At 70.7% G+C, this 16,973-nt stretch carries 17 protein-coding genes; 8 read left to right on the top strand and 9 right to left on the bottom strand.

The genetic code is table 11. The annotated features are described in order from the left end of the window. Position 1 precedes the first annotated feature (1 nt). Together ACTOWY_RS36540 and ACTOWY_RS36545 are read right to left on the bottom strand one after the other, a co-directional pair. Complete coding sequence (locus ACTOWY_RS36540) at positions 2–1,981, bottom strand: hydantoinase/oxoprolinase family protein (RefSeq protein ID WP_441314158.1); 1,980 nt, start codon at positions 1,979–1,981, stop codon at positions 2–4. Between the two features lie 103 nt (positions 1,982–2,084). After that, complete coding sequence (locus ACTOWY_RS36545; protein ID WP_441314159.1) at positions 2,085–2,729, bottom strand: GntR family transcriptional regulator; 645 nt, start codon at positions 2,727–2,729, stop codon at positions 2,085–2,087. Between the two features lie 127 nt (positions 2,730–2,856). On the opposite strand from ACTOWY_RS36545, the gene ACTOWY_RS36550 reads away from it, so the two are divergent. Then, positions 2,857–3,741, top strand: a complete 885-nt coding sequence (locus ACTOWY_RS36550; RefSeq protein ID WP_441314160.1) for a hydroxymethylglutaryl-CoA lyase — start codon at positions 2,857–2,859, stop codon at positions 3,739–3,741. 52 nt (positions 3,742–3,793) lie between these two features. Here the strand turns inward: ACTOWY_RS36550 and ACTOWY_RS36555 are convergent, their stop codons facing one another. The 3 genes from ACTOWY_RS36555 to rfbB form a co-directional block, all read right to left on the bottom strand. Next, entirely contained in the window at positions 3,794–4,447 is a 654-nt protein-coding gene (locus ACTOWY_RS36555; RefSeq protein ID WP_441314161.1) for a hypothetical protein, read from the bottom strand. A gap of 132 nt (positions 4,448–4,579) precedes the next feature. After that, on the bottom strand, positions 4,580–5,497 hold the full coding sequence (gene rfbD, locus ACTOWY_RS36560; RefSeq protein ID WP_441314162.1) for a dTDP-4-dehydrorhamnose reductase: 918 nt from the start codon (positions 5,495–5,497) through the stop codon (positions 4,580–4,582). A gap of 4 nt (positions 5,498–5,501) precedes the next feature. Next, entirely contained in the window at positions 5,502–6,494 is a 993-nt protein-coding gene (rfbB, locus tag ACTOWY_RS36565) for a dTDP-glucose 4,6-dehydratase (protein WP_185001713.1), read from the bottom strand. A 167-nt stretch (positions 6,495–6,661) separates the two neighbouring features. On the opposite strand from rfbB, the gene ACTOWY_RS36570 reads away from it, so the two are divergent. From ACTOWY_RS36570 to ACTOWY_RS36580, 3 genes are read left to right on the top strand one after another with little or no spacing between them, the layout of a single operon-like run. Then, positions 6,662–8,431: an LCP family glycopolymer transferase gene (locus tag ACTOWY_RS36570; protein WP_441314163.1), complete on the top strand. Its 1,770-nt coding sequence runs from the start codon at positions 6,662–6,664 to the stop codon at positions 8,429–8,431. 47 nt (positions 8,432–8,478) lie between these two features. Further along, positions 8,479–10,116, top strand: coding sequence for an LCP family protein (locus ACTOWY_RS36575; protein WP_441314164.1), 1,638 nt, complete (start codon positions 8,479–8,481; stop codon positions 10,114–10,116). A gap of 13 nt (positions 10,117–10,129) precedes the next feature. Next, positions 10,130–10,834 (top strand): TIGR03089 family protein, encoded by a 705-nt coding sequence (locus ACTOWY_RS36580; protein WP_441314165.1) that lies wholly within the window; start codon positions 10,130–10,132, stop codon positions 10,832–10,834. Here ACTOWY_RS36580 and ACTOWY_RS36585 read toward each other — a convergent pair. The 3 genes from ACTOWY_RS36585 to ACTOWY_RS36595 form a co-directional block, all read right to left on the bottom strand. Then, entirely contained in the window at positions 10,831–11,247 is a 417-nt protein-coding gene (locus tag ACTOWY_RS36585) for a DoxX family protein (RefSeq protein ID WP_441314166.1), read from the bottom strand. The genes ACTOWY_RS36580 and ACTOWY_RS36585 overlap by 4 nt on opposite strands. Positions 11,248–11,351: 104 nt before the next feature. Then, positions 11,352–11,780 (bottom strand): DoxX family protein, encoded by a 429-nt coding sequence (locus tag ACTOWY_RS36590; RefSeq protein WP_441314167.1) that lies wholly within the window; start codon positions 11,778–11,780, stop codon positions 11,352–11,354. Between the two features lie 249 nt (positions 11,781–12,029). Then, positions 12,030–12,731 (bottom strand): hypothetical protein, encoded by a 702-nt coding sequence (locus ACTOWY_RS36595; protein WP_441314168.1) that lies wholly within the window; start codon positions 12,729–12,731, stop codon positions 12,030–12,032. Between the two features lie 132 nt (positions 12,732–12,863). On the opposite strand from ACTOWY_RS36595, the gene ACTOWY_RS36600 reads away from it, so the two are divergent. The 4 genes from ACTOWY_RS36600 to ACTOWY_RS36615 all read left to right on the top strand — a co-directional run bounded on the left by ACTOWY_RS36600 (position 12,864) and on the right by ACTOWY_RS36615 (position 15,764). Further along, positions 12,864–13,937 (top strand): sensor histidine kinase, encoded by a 1,074-nt coding sequence (locus ACTOWY_RS36600; protein ID WP_441314169.1) that lies wholly within the window; start codon positions 12,864–12,866, stop codon positions 13,935–13,937. After that, the gene (locus ACTOWY_RS36605) at positions 13,934–14,596 is read left to right on the top strand and encodes a response regulator (protein WP_441314170.1); all 663 of its coding nucleotides are present in this window, start codon (positions 13,934–13,936) and stop codon (positions 14,594–14,596) included. The genes ACTOWY_RS36600 and ACTOWY_RS36605 overlap by 4 nt, the downstream gene beginning before the upstream one ends. 197 nt (positions 14,597–14,793) lie before the next feature. Further along, the gene (locus tag ACTOWY_RS36610) at positions 14,794–15,189 is read left to right on the top strand and encodes an SMI1/KNR4 family protein (RefSeq protein WP_441314171.1); all 396 of its coding nucleotides are present in this window, start codon (positions 14,794–14,796) and stop codon (positions 15,187–15,189) included. Next, entirely contained in the window at positions 15,186–15,764 is a 579-nt protein-coding gene (locus tag ACTOWY_RS36615) for a DUF3885 domain-containing protein (protein WP_441314172.1), read from the top strand. Before ACTOWY_RS36610 ends, ACTOWY_RS36615 begins: the two co-directional genes overlap by 4 nt. Positions 15,765–15,784: 20 nt before the next feature. Here the strand turns inward: ACTOWY_RS36615 and ACTOWY_RS36620 are convergent, their stop codons facing one another. Continuing rightward, positions 15,785–16,942, bottom strand: coding sequence for an acyl-CoA dehydrogenase family protein (locus ACTOWY_RS36620; RefSeq protein ID WP_441314173.1), 1,158 nt, complete (start codon positions 16,940–16,942; stop codon positions 15,785–15,787). Positions 16,943–16,973 lie beyond the last annotated feature (31 nt).

Consider the following 16,973-nt stretch of genomic DNA (forward strand, 5'->3'; position numbering starts at 1 on the left):
GTTACTCGGGGTTGATCAACAGGCAGCCGCTGGGGTGGACTTTGGCTGCGTGTCCTGGTTGGACCAGGGTGGTTGAGTCTGGTTCAACGATCAGGGCTGGGCCGCTGACTATGTTGCCTGCCAACAACTTGGTTCGGTCGTAGACGTCTGCCGCTACTAGGGTTGAGTCGACCATGATCTTTTTGGTGCGCAGGAGTGCGTCTGGGATCGGGTTCTTGCGGCCGGGTAGGGGCTCGTGGGTGAGCAGTGGGGGGCGGGGGCCGCGGACGATCACTCGTAGGTCGAGGATTTCGGCTTCTGGTTCGATGCCCAGGGCTTTGCGTGGGTCTTCGGCGCTCAGCACTGAGTTGTCCAGGTTGGCCAGTAGTTCGGTGGTGCGGCCGCCGGGGAGTTGCAGGGTTATGTCGGCCTGGGCTTGTAGTTCTGTGCGTGGCACTCCCCTGGCGGCCAGGCGGTCGCCTGCGGAGTGGACCAGGTCGGCCAGTACCGCGCGTAGGCGGACTGGGCCTGCGCCGGTGAGGCCGGGGGGTGCCACTACCTCTTCGCTGGGTTCGGTGGCTGCCAGGCCGTAGGCGGCGAGGGTGCCTGGGGAGGGGGGAACGATTACTGGCCAGGTGCCGGTGATTCTGGCCAGGGCGTTGGCGTGCAGGGGGCCCGCGCCGCCGAAGACGACCAGGGGGAAGTCCTTGGGGTCGTGGCCGTTGCGGACGCTGACCAGGCGCAGGGCCCGGAAGAGTTTGTCGTTGACCAGGGCCAGGACTTCGCCCGCGGCGCGTTCGGGGGTGGGCAGGGCGAGGGCGTCGGCGAGGGCGGCCACTGCTTTGCGGCCGCCTTCCAGGTCGAGGCGGATCCGGCCGCCCGCGATGGCTTCCGGCAGGTAGCCCAGGGCCAGGTTGACGTCGGTGACGGTGGGTTTGGTGCCGCCGTTGCGGTAGGAGATCGGGCCGGGCAGCGCGCCTGCCGAGGCCGGGCCGATGCGCAGTTCCATGGTGCTCTTGGAGACCCGGACCAGCGAACCGCCGCCGAGGGCAACCGTATGCACGTCAACGCCGGTGGCGCGCAGGGTCAGGTCGCCGACCGCGGTCTGGCGGTCGATCCGCGGGCGCCCGTCCCGCACCAGCGCGACATCGGCGGAGCTGCCACCCAGGTCCAGGCTGAGGAAGTCGGTGAACCCGGCCAGCCCGGCGAAGTGCGCGGCCCCGAGCAAACCGCCTGCCCGGCCGGAGGAGACCGCGGCGATCGGGCGTTCCGCGGCGTGCCCGGCGGCGGTGACGCGGCCGTCGTTGCGCAGCACCGAGATCCGCGCGGTGATCCCGGCCGCGGCCAGCGCGGTCTCCAGGTCCCGGACCGCCCGGCTCGCCTGCGGACGCAGGTAGCTGTTGACCACCGCGGAGACCGTGCGCTCGTACTCGCGCGGCTCGGTGAGCACGTGCGCGGACAGCGACACCGGCACCCCTGGCAGCTCCTCGGCGGCCAGCCTGCCCAGCAGCCGCTCGTGCCGGTCGTTGACCCCGGCGTTGAGCAGCGAGATGGTCAGCGCCTCCACCCTGGCCGCGCGCAGGCGGCGCAACGCGATCCGGGCCGCGCCGGTGTCCAGCGGCAGCAGCACCGAACCGTCCGGGCCGATCCGCTCGATCACCTCGACGGTGTCCTCCGGGCGGGCCAGCGGTTCGGCGGCGTAACTGCGGGCCAGTTGCAGCACCTGGCGGAAGCCGCTGGTGGTGACCAGGCCGACCCTCGCGCCGCTGCCCTGCAGGATCGCGTTGCTGGCCACCGAACCGCCGTGCAGCACGTGCCCGATCAGCTTCGGGTCGACCCCGGCCGCGCGGCAGGTGTCCCGGATGCCGTTGAGCACGGCCACCGCGAGGTTGTGCGGGGTGGTCGGGGTCTTGGCGCGGAAGGCCGCGCCGGTGCGCTCGTCGACCAGCAGGACGTCGGTGAACGTGTCTCCGACGTCGACCCCGAGTCGAAAGCCCCCCACCGAGTTCTCCCTGTGCCCCACCCTGTCGCCATCCTTGTCCCAGGACCCTAGAGGACCCTACGCGCCTGCCGCGCAAGGACTTCCGCCGCCATCCCACGCCGGTCTACCTGGTATACACCCGGAGCAGAACCCGTTTCGCGGCCAGCACATGCGCCCGCATCACCGCCTCCGCCCAGTCCGGATCCCGCTCGGTCAGCGCGTCCACCAGCTCACGGTGGTGGGAGAGGCTGCGGGCCAGCTCGGCGGGCTGGTAGTCGTGGAAGGTGCGCAGCACCAGCGGCATCTCGATCACCGTGGTCAGCATGGTCAGCACCCGGGGACTGGCCGCGGCCGCGCCGATGATGGTGTGGAACTCGCAGTTGGCCTCGGCCACCCTGGTCAGGTCCTGCGCCGCGCCCGCGGTCGCCGCGGCGGCCATGATGTCGCGGAGCTGGGCCAGCCGGGCCAGCGCGCCCTGGCCGATCCTGGTCGCGGCGCGGGCGGCCACGAAGGACTCCAGCAGCATCCGCAGGTCGTACAGCTCCTCCACGTCGGCGCGGGTCCACTGGGCCACCCGCGCGCCGCGGTGCGGCTCCAGCTCGACCAGGCCCTCGACCTCCAGCCGCCGCAACGCCTCCCGGACGGGGGTGCGGGACAGGCCGAGGCCCTCGGCCAGCTCGACCTCGGCCAGGCGCTGAGCTGGCTGATGGGTGCCGTCCAGGATGCCCGCGCGCAGGGTTTGGTACGCCTTCTCCGCCGCCAGCGCCATTGATCACGCTCCGAAATGCAAGCTGCATCATTTTGTATGCAAACTAGAGCGATGCAGCGACTTGACACAAGTTGTCAGCGCCTGGATGCTCCGCTCGAACGTTTGCTTTGTATACATGGAGCCGTCTGTGGACGCTGTTGAGCTGGTCGAGATCGCACCGCGGGACGGCCTGGCCGGCGGCGGCCTCGCGCTGTCCGCGGTGGACACCATCGAGCTGGTGGAATGCCTGGCCGCGGCCGGATTGCGGCGGATCGAGGCGGCCTCGTTCTGCCCGCCGTTCTCCCCGGCGGCCGAGCAGGTGCTCAGCGCGCTGCCCCGGCTGCCCGGCCTGCGCTACGGCGCGCTGGTGCCGGACCGGGCGGCCCTGCAGCAGGCGGCGGCCTACCTGGACGAGGCCCAGTTCGTGCTGCCTGCCACCGAGGATTTCGCGCAACGGCAGGAAAAGCGCTCCCAGGACCAGCTGCTCGCCGAACTGGCCGAGGTGACCAAGGCCGGACTGGCGGCCGGGGTGCCGGTCTCGGTGGGCATCGCGGTGGCCTTCGGCTGCCCGTACGCCGGCGAGGTGCCCAGGGCCGCGGTGGTCGAACTGGCCGCGAAAGTGGCCGACACCGGCCCCGCCGAACTGTCCCTGGCCGACACCCTCGGCGTGGCCACCCCGGACCAGGTGCGCGCGATGATCACCGAGGTGCGCGCGGCCGCGCCGGGGATCCGGCTGCGCTGCCACTTCCACAACACCCGCAACACCGGGTATGCCAACGCGATCGCCGCGGTGGAGGCCGGGGTCAGGGTGGTGGACGTTTCCGCTGGTGGCTTCGGGGGTTGCCGGTTTGCCCCAGGTGCGGCCGGCAACATCGCCACCGAAGACGTGGTTTACGCACTGGAACGAATGGGTATCGCAACCGGCGTGGACATGATCGCGGTGGCCGACACGGCGGGCTGGCTGGCCCAGCGCCTCGGCAAGCCCGTACCCGCGCTGCTGGGCCGCGCGGGCGTGTTCCCGCCGACCATCTGACCAGCCCGGCCGGCGCCTGACCCCCAGGGGCGCCGGTCGGGCCCCTCGTGGCTCACCGGGCCAGTGCCCGGAGTCGAACCCCGCGCCGGATCGAGTACCAGAGCACCACCACCAGCATCAGCAACGGCGTCGCCCAGGGCAGGAACTGCCCGGCCAGGTAGGCCACCGGTGGCACCGCGCTGGCCGCGTAGACGTGCCGGACCGGCGCGGTGGCCTGCTTGCCCGGCGGCGTCCAGGGCGTGCGCTTGCCCGGTTTGGCCACCGAAAGCCAGGCCTGGAAAGCGATCCCGCCCACCATGAAGGCCGAGGCCACCGCCAGCCACACCGCCGGTCCGCGCCCGCCGGAGGCCGCGGCCAGCACCGAGTCGTGCAGGTTGGCGCTGAGGATGAAGATGCCGATGTAGAGCTGCAGCAGGGTGATCGCGAACTTGATCAGCACCCACCAGTGCCGGAAGTAGCCCCATGGCGTCAGCGCGGAGAGCATGAACCCGGTGAACGCCGAGGTCTCCGCCAGGATCTGCAGCACCCGCAGATCCAGCACCTCGGCCATCCGGAACGCGGCCAGCCGCAGTCCGGGATCCTCGACGCCGATGCCGTAGGTCACCAGCGCGAACAAGGTCAGCGCCAGCGACATCCAGCCGACCGAACTCACCACATGCAGCCACACCAACAGGTTCCGCGCCCGCTGCGCCCCGGATTTCGCCATGCCCCCAGCGTCATCGGGTGGCGGCTCACGGACATCGGGCCAACCCCCGACCCGGTCCCCGACCCCGGTCGACACCCGCCGTACGCCCCGGCTACGACACCCGCCGGACGTGCGGCGGGTGTCGCGGCGTGCTCAGGCCGTGCGGAACCGCTCGCCCTGCTCGGCGAAGGCGGCGGTCAGCGCCTCGCGCCAGGGGCGCAGCGGGGTCAGTCCGGCCGACTCCCAGGACTTCGGCGAGAGCACCGAGTACGGCGGGCGCTTGACCGGGCTGGGGAAATCGGCCGAGGTGCACGGTTTGACCCGGTCGGGATCCGCGCCCAGCTCGGTGAAGATGGCCTGGGTGAACCGGTACCAGGTGGTCTCCCCGCCGCCAGCGCAGTGCAGCAGCCGCTGCTCCGGCGGGTTCGGACCGGTGGCCAGCACGGCCAGGTCCAGCAGGCCGGAGGCCAGGTCCACGGTCCAGGTCGGGCAGCCCACCTGATCGTCCACAACGGACAGTGTGTCCCGGCTGGACTCCAGCCGGACCATGGTGCGCACGAAGTTCTTGCCGGTGGAGCCGTACACCCACTGGGTGCGCACCACATAGGCCAGGGCGCCCGAGTCCAGCACCGCGCGTTCCCCGGCCAGCTTGGTCCGCCCGTAGGCCGAACGTGGTCCGGTGGCGTCGCCCGGCTCGTACGGCCGGGTGCCGTCGCCGGGGAAGACGTAGTCGGTGGAGAGGTGGATCAGCGGCACATCCCTTGCCGCACAGGCCTTGGCGAGCAGCCCGGCGCCGGTGCCGTTGATCGCCAGCGCCCGGTCCTCGTCGGTCTCGGCGGCGTCCACCGCGGTGTAGGCGCCCGCGCTGATCACCACCGGGCGCAGGCCGGCGTCCCTGGCCGCGCAGGCGATCCCGTGCACCGCGTCCTCGACCGCGTCCGCCTCGCTGACGTCCAGTTCGGCCGAGCCGGGCGCGTGCGTCAGCCAACCGTCCTTTGTGGACGCGAGAGCGGCCAGGTCGGTGCCGAGCTGACCGCGGCCGCCGGTGACGAGCAGTCCCAGTCCAGGCACCGGCTCAGCCCTTGGCCAGCTCGGCGCGCTGCTTGAGCGCCTCCCACCAGGTGCGGTTGTCCCGGTACCACTTCACCGTCTGGGCCAGGCCCTCGGTGAACGGCACCCGCGGCGCGTAACCCAGTTCGGTGCTGATCTTGGTGATGTCCACCGAGTAGCGCCGGTCGTGGCCCTTGCGGTCGGTGACCGGAGTCACACTGCCCCAGTCCTTGCCGGTGGCCTCCAGCAGCAGCCCGGTCAGTTCCTTGTTGGTCAGCTCGGTGCCGCCGCCGATGTTGTAGATCTCACCCGCCCGGCCGCCCTCGGCGACCAGCTGGATGCCCCGGCAGTGGTCGTCCACGTGCAGCCAGTCCCGGATGTTGAGGCCGTCGCCGTAGAGCGGCACGGTCTTGCCGTCGATGAGATTGGTCACGAACAGCGGGATGACCTTCTCCGGGAACTGGTACGGCCCGTAGTTGTTCGAGCAGCGGGTCACGCAGACCGGCAGTCCGTGGGTGCGGAAGTAGGAGCGGGCCAGCAGGTCCGAGCTGGCCTTGGACGCCGAGTACGGCGAGTTGGGCTCCAGGATGTGCTCCTCGGTCCACGAGCCGGACTCGATGGAGCCGTACACCTCATCGGTGCTGACGTGCACGAATCGGCCGACATTGGCCTCCAGCGCGCCCTGCAGCAGGGTCTGCGTGCCCAGCACGTTGGTCAGCACGAAGTCGGCCGCGCCCAGGATGGAGCGGTCCACGTGCGATTCGGCCGCGAAGTGCACCACCACGTCCTGGCCGGACATGAGCTTGCGCACCAGCTCCGGATCGCAGATATCGCCTTCGACGAAGGTCAGCCGGGGGTTGTCGGCCACCGGTTCGAGGTTGGTCCTGGTGCCCGCGTAGGTGAGTTTGTCCAGCACCGTCACCTCCGCCTCGGCGAAGGCCGGGTACGCGCCACCCAGCAACTGACGGACGTAGTGCGAGCCGATGAACCCGGCACCGCCTGTGACCAGTACCCGCATCCGTATCCTCCCCTGAACCCTGCCGCGTGATCTCGTGCCGATCCGGTCGCAGTCTGTCACGAGCAGCAACCAGCAAACCCTCTGATGCGTCCACGTTATGTCGGCAACCGCGAACGCGGTGCCAGACCCCAGATAATCTGGTCCGATCGACCGGGAGGAGAACGGAGTTGGACGACCGGCCCCAGCGGCCCGGTGACCCCCAGGGTCGCCCGCGCCGCCCCGCACCGCCAGCTGGCCAGGGCGACCGGCGGCGTCCCGCCCCGGACCCTGGCGCGGCAAGTCGGGGAGGCGGCCGTCCGGCACCGCGCGAGCAGGCCAGACCGCGGCCCACCGAGCGGAAGCCCACCGAGCGGAAGCCCACCGAGCGGAAGCCCACCGAGCGGACCCGTGCCAACGCCGCCGCCGTCACCACCAAGGCACGCACGCCCGGGCAGCCGAAGCTGTCCGCCCAGGAGCAGGGCAAGCGGCAGGCGATGCGGGTGGCCAAGATCGTGCTCGCGGTCAGCTCGGCCACCGTGCTGCTGGCCTCCGGGGTCGCCTACGGCATGCTCGGCAACCTCGACGGCGGGCTCACCAAGAACGACGTGATCGGCAAGAAGCAGCAGGGTGAGATCGCGGCCGACGGGGCAACGGACATCCTGCTGGTGGGCAACGACTCCCGGGTCGACGCGCAGGGCAACCCGCTGCCCAAGCAGATCCTGCAGGAGCTGCGTGCCGGCGACAACGAGGGCCACCTGACCGACTCGCTGATCCTGATCCGGATCCCCAACGACGGCAGCAAGGCCAGCGCGATGTCCTTCCCGCGCGACTCCTATGTCGACGTGCCGGGACACGGCAAGAACAAGGTCAACTCGGCCTACGCCTTCGGCCGCAACGCCGCGCTCAGGCAGCTGCGCAACAGCAGCAAGAGCAAGCCCGAGCAGGAACGCGACGCCAACACCGAGGGCTCCAAGGTGCTGATCAAGACCCTGGAGAACCTGTCAGGGGTGGAGATCGACCACTACGCCGAGGTCAACCTGCTCGGCTTCTACGAGATCACCAAGGCCGTCGGCGGCGTGGACGTGTGCCTGACCAAGGCCACCAAGGAAGAGAAGTCCGGCGCGAACTTCAAGGCGGGCCCGCAGAGCATCTCCGGTGGCGACGCGCTGGCCTTCGTGCGCCAGCGCTACGGCCTGCCGCGCGGCGACCTGGACCGGGTGGTGCGCCAGCAGGTGTTCATGGCGGGGCTGGCCAAGAAGATCCTCTCCGGCGGCACGCTGACCGACCCCACCAAGCTGAGCAACCTGTTCGAGGCGCTGAAGAAGTCCATCGTGCTGGACAAGGACTGGGACGTGATCGCCTTCGCCCAGCAGATGCAGGGCATGGCGGGTGGGCGGATCAGCTTCGAGACCATGCCGCTGGGTGAGTCGATCAAGACCTCGGACGGGCAGGATGCGTTCAGCGTCAACCCCTCCAAGGTCAAGGACTTCGCCAAGCAGCTCATCACCGGCAGCCCGGCCGCGCCCACCAGCACCCAGGCCGGCAGTGGGAACAACGGCGGCAACGACTCGGCGGGCGCCAAGGTCGACGTGTTCAACACCACGACCACCACCGGACTGGCCACCAAGGTGCAGGACGCGCTGGCGGCCAAGGGATTCGCCAAGGGCAAGAGCGACAACGCGCCTGCCAGGCCGAAGACCGTGGTGCGCTACGCCAAGGGCGAGAAGTCGCTCGCGGACAAGGTGTCCGAGGCGCTGGGCGGGGTCGCCGTGGAGGAGAACGCCAAGGTGACCGCGGGCACCGTCGAGGTCTACCTCGGCAAGGACTACAAGGGCCCCGGCGCCCGCGGGTTCACCGCCAGGGGTCCCGTTTCACTCGATGGGGTGGACTCGGTCGCCCCGGCCGCCGCGCCGGGTCAGCAACCGATCACGGCGGACGGTGTCACCTGCGTGAACTAGGCTGGTGACCGGGGGAAATCCAGCACGTTCAACAGGGAGGCAGGGACGTGGAGGAGCAGAAACCACGTCCGAACCAGGACGGCGCGCAGGCGTCGGCCGGGGACATGGATACCGACGCGGCGGCCGGGCGGGCCGCCGAGCAGGACCACGACACCGAGGTGGCCGGGCGGGCCACCACGGCGAGTGTGGATGCGGCGGCCAGGCAGGCCGCCGGGACCGAGGACACGGCAGCCGGGCAGGTTGCCGACAACGCGGTGGCGGGGCAGGTCGACGACGCCGATGAGCGGGCGGCCGAGCCGGTCGCGGGTGCCGCCGAACCGGCGGCCGAGCCGGTCGGCACGGACGCCGCGGTCGCCGCCGTCGCCGTTGGGCCACAACAGAAGTGGGCGCCGCTGGACGGCGCCGAGCCAGTGCCCGTGCCGCGCAGGCGCAGCCGGTGGAAGACCGCGGGCCTGGTCTCCGTGCGCACCGTGGCCGCGGTGCTCTCGGTGGCGGTGCTCACCGCGACCGGGATCAGCTGGGCCACGGTCTCGCGCATCGAGGACAACGTCACCACCACCAACCTGATCGACGAACTGGGCCAGGCGCCGAACGCGCCGGAGGCCAAGGACGGCGCCACCGACATCCTGCTGGTTGGCAGTGACAGCCGCACCGACGCCGAGGGCAATCCGTTGCCAGCCAAGGTGTTGAAGCAGCTGCGCACCGAGGCCAACGACGGCGGGGTGAACACCGACACCATCATCGTGCTGCGGGTGCCCGACGACGGCCGCAAGGCCACCGCCTTCTCCATCCCGAGGGACACCTACACCACGGTGCCCGGCATCGGCGAGGAGAAGATCAACTCCGCCTACACCCGGGGCAAGAACCGCAAGATCGACCAGCTCCGGGCCGAGGGCGTCACCGAGCACGCCCGGCTGGACAAGGAAGGTCACCAGGCGGGGCGGCTGGCGCTGGCGCTGACCGTGCAGGAGCTGACCGGGCTGCGCATCGACCGCTACGCCGAGGTCAACCTGTACGGCTTCTACCTGCTGACCGAGGCGGTCGGCGGGGTGGACGTGTGCCTGCGCCGCTCCACCAGCGATCCGGACTCCGGCGCGAGTTTCCGGGCCGGGCCGCAGACCATCTCCGGCGGCGACGCGCTGGCCTTCGTCCGGCAGCGCAACGGGTTGCCGCGCAGCGACCTGGACCGGATCGTGCGCCAGCAGGCGTTCATGGCCGCGGTGGTGAGCAAGATCCTCTCCTCCGGCACGCTGACCAACCCTGGCAAACTGAGCGCGCTGATGGCGGCGGCGAAGAAGTCGATCGTGATGGACTCGGGCTGGGACCCGTTGCAGTTCGCCCAGCAGATGCAGGGGCTGGCCGGCGGCAACGTGGAGTTCCGCACCATCCCGGTCACCGGCGTTGGCGCCCGCAACGAACGTGGGCAGAGCGTCATCACGGTCGACCGGGACCAGGTGCGGGCCTTCGTGGCCGGGCTGACCAAGCCGGAACCGCCAGCCTCGCCCCAGCCGCCGCCGTCCTCCGCGCCACCATCCTCCGGGCCGCCGCCGGGTTCGCCACCTGCGCGGTTGGGCGGGGCCGGGGCGGTGCGTTTGGATGGGGCGGTCGGCCCGCCCGGCGCCCGGCGGCAGCCGGTCGAGGTGGACGAGCCGATCACCGCCAACGGGGTTCGCTGCGTGTACTGAGTTTGGGGCCCAGATGAGCATCACCGAGAAGCTGTTCCGCCCGCTGCTGCGTGCCGACCCGGCGCGGCCGCTGATCACCTACTACGACGACGCGACCGGCGTCCGGATCGAGCTGTCCAGGGCCACCATGGCCAACTGGGCCAGCAAGACCGCCAACTGGCTGCGCGATGAGCTGGATGTGGAGGCGGGCACCCCGGTCGGGGTGCTGCTGCCCACGCACTGGCAGACCGTCGGGGTGCTACTGGGCTCGTGGTGGTGCGGGGCGAGCGTGCGCTTCGATCCGGCAGGCGCCGAGGTGTGCTTCACCGCGCCCGGCGGGGACGCGCCGGGCGCGCGCACAGTCGCGGTGGCCTCGCTGGACCCGATGGGCCGCGGGCTGTCCAGCACGCCGCCCGGCGTGCTGGACTACATCTCCGAGGCCAGGGTGCACGGCGATGACTTCCTGCCGCACGAGCCGGTGCCCGGCGACACTCCGGCCCTTGGTGAGTCCACTGTGGACGAACTGCTGGACCTGGCGGCCAAGCGGGCGGCCGAACTCGGCTTCGACGCCGACGACCGGATCCTGTCCACTGTGGACTGGAACACGAACGCGGGTGTCGTGGACGGGTTGCTCGCGGTGCTCGCGGGCGGCGGCTCGCTGGTCCAGTGCGTCAACCTGGACGAGGGCAAACTCGCCGCCCGCAAGGAAACCGAGAAGATCACCCGCGAACTTCGTTAGGCGGCAACGGGATGACGGCGTCGGCGGTAGTAGCCGCCGACGCTGACCTCGCCGCCGGCGAAGCCCAGTGCCAGCGCGGTGCCCGCCAGCACCAGCTCGTACTCATAGCCGCCGTTCCCGGCCCAGAAGCCGTTCTTGGCGGTGACGAACAGGATGCCGAGCACCGAGACGATCGCGAGCAGCACGCCGATCAGCGGCAGGGCCACCCCGAGGATGAACAGCGCGCCGCCGATCAGCTCGACCAGCGCGGTGAACCAGGCCATGAACTCCGGGGCCGGGAAGCCCAGCTTGCCGAAGTTGGCCGTGGTGACGTCCATCCCGTCCGTCATCAGCTTGCGCCAGCCGTGCAGGATGAACACCAGACCGACCGCGATGCGGCCGATGAGCAACGCGAAACCCGCTGAGCGCACCATCTTCCGGCTCCTTCGCTCGTTGAGGGGAGTTCCGGGTACCGGAGTTCCCCGTCACACGAGCGAGTGAACGTCGATGCGTCAGCGGGTTTCGGTTGAGCGCGCAATCAGGCGTCTACGGTCTGCCGCGAACGTTTGGGCTGACCGATGCCGAAGACCGCGTCCAGGGAGTAGCGGCCGCCGTTGAAACCGAGGGCCAGACCCGCCGCCAGCAGGGTCAGGATGTACTCGTAACCGCCGGGCAGGCCAAAACCGTTCTTGAAGTGCACGAAGAATCCGGCACCCGCCATCACGACCGCGAACAGCACGCCGACCAGCGGCAGACCAATGCCGACAATGAAGGCGGCGCCGCCGACCAGTTCGACCAGCGCGGTGAACCACGCGGACACCGAGGGCAGCGGAATGCCCATCTTCCCGAAACCTGCCGCAACCCCGTCGATCCCGCCGGTGACGAGCTTCTGCCAGCCGTGGTAGATGAACACCACGCCGACGACGACCCGCCCCAGCAGCAGGGTGAGATCCCGAAGTGGCTGCATTGACTTGACTCCTTCCAGTTCCGGCGCCGCCGTCAGCGCCGGAGGTTCCCCAGTACCGCCGAAAGTACTGGTTCAACTTGGAACCACCTACGGGATTGCGCTTTCCAACAGGAAACAGACAGGAAACCCCCTACGAAAGAAGGGTCATTCCGTCAGGTCATCCCACGTCCGGGGAAATACTTGCGCGGCAACGCATTCGTACGTTAGCGGAATAGGTGCACGACGAAACATCCGCGCTAATTCCGGTGGTCAGCCCATGGTGGAGAGCCAGCCGAGGCCGATCGCGCCGACGGCCACCGCGGCGAACCTGAGCAGGCCCGCGCGGTCCGGCAGGCCGCCGGTGCGCAGCACGCGCACGCCAAGCGGGAGCAGGGCCAGGCACAACGCCGCCGCCGCGACCACCGAGGAGATCGTGCTGCCCTTGAGCACACCCACCGGTAACGCGGCCATGGCCGCCAGCGCCAGCGCGCCTACCGGCCCGAGCACCCCGGCCCGGTAGGCGCCGACGGCCAGCAGCGGCCAGCCGAACACGGCCGCGGCCGCGGTGACGCTGAACACGTGCGGCACGCCGTACCCCGCGGCGACCACCTCGGTGGCCGCGGCCGACTGCTGCGCGTCGACCAGTCGGAAGGCCAGGTGGTCGACGCCTGCGTGGAAGATGCGGGCGAACAGGCCGATCAGCACGAAGGCGGTGCCGAGCGCGCCCCAGGCGTTGCCGATCCGCGCGGACAGCGCGAGCACGGCCGGGCACAGCAGCACCAGGCCGGCCGCGACCAGGCCGTAGGACACGGTCAGCCGTAGCGGTTCGGCGGCGTAACCGGCGAGCTGGGCGGGGAAGAAGAAGTACACGCCGAAGCGGGTCAGCACGCCGGCGAGCAGCAGCACGGGGCCGAGGAGCAGGCTGATCCCGCCGAGCCAGCGGCCGGGAAACTGTTGGGGCTGCGTGGTCATGGCTCCACCGTGCCGTGCGGGCGGCCGCCGCGGATCGGACCACAATGGACAGTTCCGGCCGCCAAGTCATACCTGGGTCTGATCCACCCTGGGCTGATCCCAGATCCCCCGCCGCCGATTAGCGTGCTCCCCATGCCCCCACCTGCCCCACGCCGCCACCTGGTCCTGCTGGACCTGCTCGCCGGGTTGCTGCTGGCCGCCGCCAACTTCGGCGTGGCCGGGAACCTGTGGCTGGCCCAGTCGGACGAGATGCCGACCATGCTGCTGGCCACCGCGGCCGCGTTGCTCGCCGGCACGGCGGTCGCCCTGCGCAGGCGATGGCCGTTGGTATGCCTGGGGATCGCGGTGGCGGTCGCGCTCACCGGGCTGCTGTGGGATCCGTTCGTGACGGTGGCGCTGGTGCTCTACACGGGCAGCACCCGGTGGTCACGGCGGGACTCGCTGCGTGTGCTGGCCCTGTGCCTGGCAGCGGCCGGGCTCGGCTCGTTGTGGCTACCGCTGGGCTGGGTGTTCGGGCCGGTCGCGGCGGGACTGGCCCTGCTGGCCTGGCTGGCTGGGGACACCGTGCGGCAGCGGCGACGGCAGGCGGACCGGCTGGCCGCCCAGCAGGCCCGGCAGATCCGGCTGGACGAGCGATTACGGATCGCCAGGGAGCTGCACGACGTGGTGGCGCACGGGATGGGGCTGATCGCGGTGAAGGCCGCGGTGGCCAACTTCGTGGCCGAGACCCGGCCGGAGGAGACCAGAGACGCGCTGCGGGTGATCGAGGCGACCAGCAAGGAGGCCCTCGCCCAGACCCGGCGGCTGCTCGGTGTGCTGCGTGCGAAGGACCCAGGTCCGCCGGACCTGGACGAACTGTTCGAGCAGGCCAGGGGTGCCGGGGTGCGGATCGAGGCCGCGGTGCCGGTGGCGGAGTTGCCCGAGGCGGTGCGGCTGGCCGTGCTGCGGATCGTGCAGGAGGCGGTGACCAATGTGATCCGGCACGCGGCCCCGGCGGACTGCCGGGTCAGCGTCACCGACACTGGGGAGGTGGTGACGATCGAGGTGACCGACACCGGTCCGGGCGGCGAGCCCCGCCCCGGTGGCCACGGCCTGACCGGCATGCGCGAACGCGTGGCCCTGCACGAGGGCGAGTTCAGCGCGGGCCCTGGCCCGGACGGCGGCTTCCGGGTACACGCCACCCTGCCGCACCGGCGGCGCCCATGACCGGCATCCGGGTGCTGGTCGCCGACGACCAGGCGTTGCTGCGCGGCAGTTTCCGGGTGCTGCTGGAGACCGCGCCCGGCCTGTCCGTGGTCGGCGAGGCGGCCGACGGCGCGGAGGCGGTCCGGCTGGCGGTCGAACTGCGCCCCGACGTGGTGCTGATGGACGTGCGCATGCCGGTCCTGGACGGCATCGAGGCCACCCGCCGCCTGCGCGCCGAGGCCCCGAAGGTCCGCGTCCTGGTCCTCACCATGTTCGACGACGACTCAGCCGTCTTCACCGCCCTGCGCGCGGGCGCCGCGGGCTTCCTGCTCAAGGACACCCCGCCCGCGGACCTGCTGCAGGCGATCACCGTCATCGCGGCAGGCGAATCCCTGCTCGCCCCCACCGTCACCCGCCGCCTGATCGAGGAGTTCACCCGAGGACCCGCCCCCACCACGGTGCCTGCCCGCCCACTCACCGGCATCACCGACCGCGAACAGCAGGTCCTGACCCTGATCGCACGCGGCCACGCCAACGACGAGATCGCAATCGAGCTGCACCTGAGCCTGGCCACGGTGAAGACTTACGTCGGCCGCCTGCTGGCCAAACTGCACGCCCGCGACCGGGCCCAGTTGGTGATCATCGCCTACGAGAACGGACTGGTACGGGCCAACCCATGACCACCCGGCACGCCGAAGAGATCCACTCGCCCCCGGCCACCCCGGCCCAAGCCGGAGATCCAGGACTCCAAGCACCGCCCCGGCATCCACCTGCCCACGGCCTACCGCGCCAGGTCAGCCCCGGCGACCTCCGCAACTGACACCTGACCTGTCCGGCCAACCACACCACCGACCACCGACCACCGACAGGCCACCCCATGACCACCTGGAACGCCAAGCACATCCGCGCCACCCTGGCCACCGCGGCGGCCGAGAACCCGGCGCGCGACTACGCGTTGCACCCGGTCCTGTCCGAGGCAGCCGTGGCCGATTTCGAGGCCCAGCACGGAATCACCCTGCCCGAGGACTACCGCACCTTCCTGCTCCAGGTCGGCAACGGCGGCGCGGGCCCCGACTACGGCGTCTACCCCCTGGCCGACACCGAGCCCAGCTCCACCGGCACCCTGGAAATCGCCGAGATCGGCTGCGGCCACTACCACCACCTGGTGCTCACCGGCCCGTCCCGCGGCCGGATCTGGCTCGACCAGGACTCCGGCGAGGGCTCCGCCGCGAACTTCCACGACTGGTACCTGGCCTGGCTGGCGGCACTGTGACCATCCCCGAGGACCTGCTCCAGCGCTGGCACCGGCAGTGGCACCCCTGCGACCCGATCGGCCACGACCTGCGCGGCCCGCACCGCGACCGCTGGGTCCGCTTCCACAGCCTGCCGGAGTCCCAGCGCTACGCCGACACCGAGGCCGAGTACCGGATCCTGTTGCACCGCTACAACACCGTGCTCGACGAACTGTTCGCCGACGAGGACGTCTACCTGCTCACCCCGGACTGGAACGACCGCCCCGACCCGGACCCGCGCCCCACCGACCACGCCGCCTGGCACCCGGCCGCCGAACACTGGACCTCGGTCCGCACCGACGACGACCCCGAGTACCTCGCCTACACCCACCTCTACCTGAGCCGGGTGTCCTGGCGACCGGGCTGCCTGGACGAACTGCTGCGCGCGGTGGCCGACGACCGCACCGCCGGAGTGCTGATCATGAGCCTGGACCTGACCCGCCTGCACCACCCCTACGACGGCGGCCAGGACATCTTCCTGCCCAGCACCGCCGACCGCGACGCACTACGCGACCGGCACGCCGCCTGGCTGTCCCAACACCCAGGCGGCTACTGACCGCTTAGCCCTTGAACCACTCAGCCCTTGAGCAGGGCGCGGGACATGACCACCCGCTGGATCTGGTTGGTGCCCTCGTAGATCTGGGTGATCTTGGCGTCGCGCATCATCCGCTCCACCGGGAAGTCCCTGGTGTAGCCCGCGCCGCCGAAGAGCTGGACCGCGTCGGTGGTGACCTCCATGGCGACGTCGCTGGCGAAGCACTTGGCGGCGGCGGAGATGAAGCCGAGGTTGGGTTCGCCGCGTTCGGCGCGGGCGGCGGCGACGTAGACCATGTGGCGGGCGGCTTCGACCTTCATGGCCATGTCGGCGAGCATGAACTGGACGCCCTGGAAGTCGCTGATGGACTTGCCGAACTGCTTGCGCTCCTTGACATAACCCAGTGCCGCGTCCAAGGCGCCCTGGGCGATGCCGACGGCCTGGGCGCCGATGGTCGGGCGGGTGTGGTCCAGGGTGCGCAGGGCGGTTTTGAAGCCGGTGCCGGGGTCGCCGATGATGCGGTCGGCGGGGATGGTGCAGTCGGTGAAGTAGATCTCGTTGGTGGGCGAGCCCTTGATGCCGAGCTTGCGCTCCTTCGGGCCGACCTCGAAGCCGGGGTCGTCCTTGTGCACCACGAACGCGGAGATGCCGTTGGCGCCCTTGCCCGGTTCGGTGACCGCCATGACGGTGAACCAGGTGGACTTGGCCGCGTTGGTGATCCAGCACTTGGTGCCGTTGATGACCCAGTTGTCGCCGTCCAGGCGGGCGCGGGTGCGCATGCCTGCCGCATCCGAACCGGCCTCGCGCTCGCTCAGCGCGTAGCTGGCGCTTGCCTCGCCACTGGCGATGCTGGGCATGACCTGCTTCTTCAACTCTTCCGAGGCCGACAGCAGGATCGGCATGGTGCCGAGCTTGTTCACCGCGGGGATCAGCGAGGAGGAGGCGCAGGCGCGGGCGACCTCTTCGATGACGATGCAGGTGGCGACCGAGTCGGCGCCCTGGCCGTCGTAGGCCTCGGGCACGTGCACGGCGGCGAAACCGGCCTTCACCAGGGCTTCGTGCGCCTCGATCGGGTAGCGCTCGTCCTCGTCGACCGCAGCCGCGTAGGGCGCGATCTCCTTGTCCGCCAAGGCCCGCACCGCTTCGCGGAGCGCGTCATGCTCCTCGGCCAGCTGGTAGGTGCCGAAGCTCGAGTCCACGGTATGTTACCTCCGAGTAGCAGCGTCGCTG

The sequence above is a fragment of the Crossiella sp. CA198 genome (assembly GCF_052078295.1).
Taxonomy (GTDB): Bacteria; Actinomycetota; Actinomycetes; order Mycobacteriales; family Pseudonocardiaceae; genus Crossiella.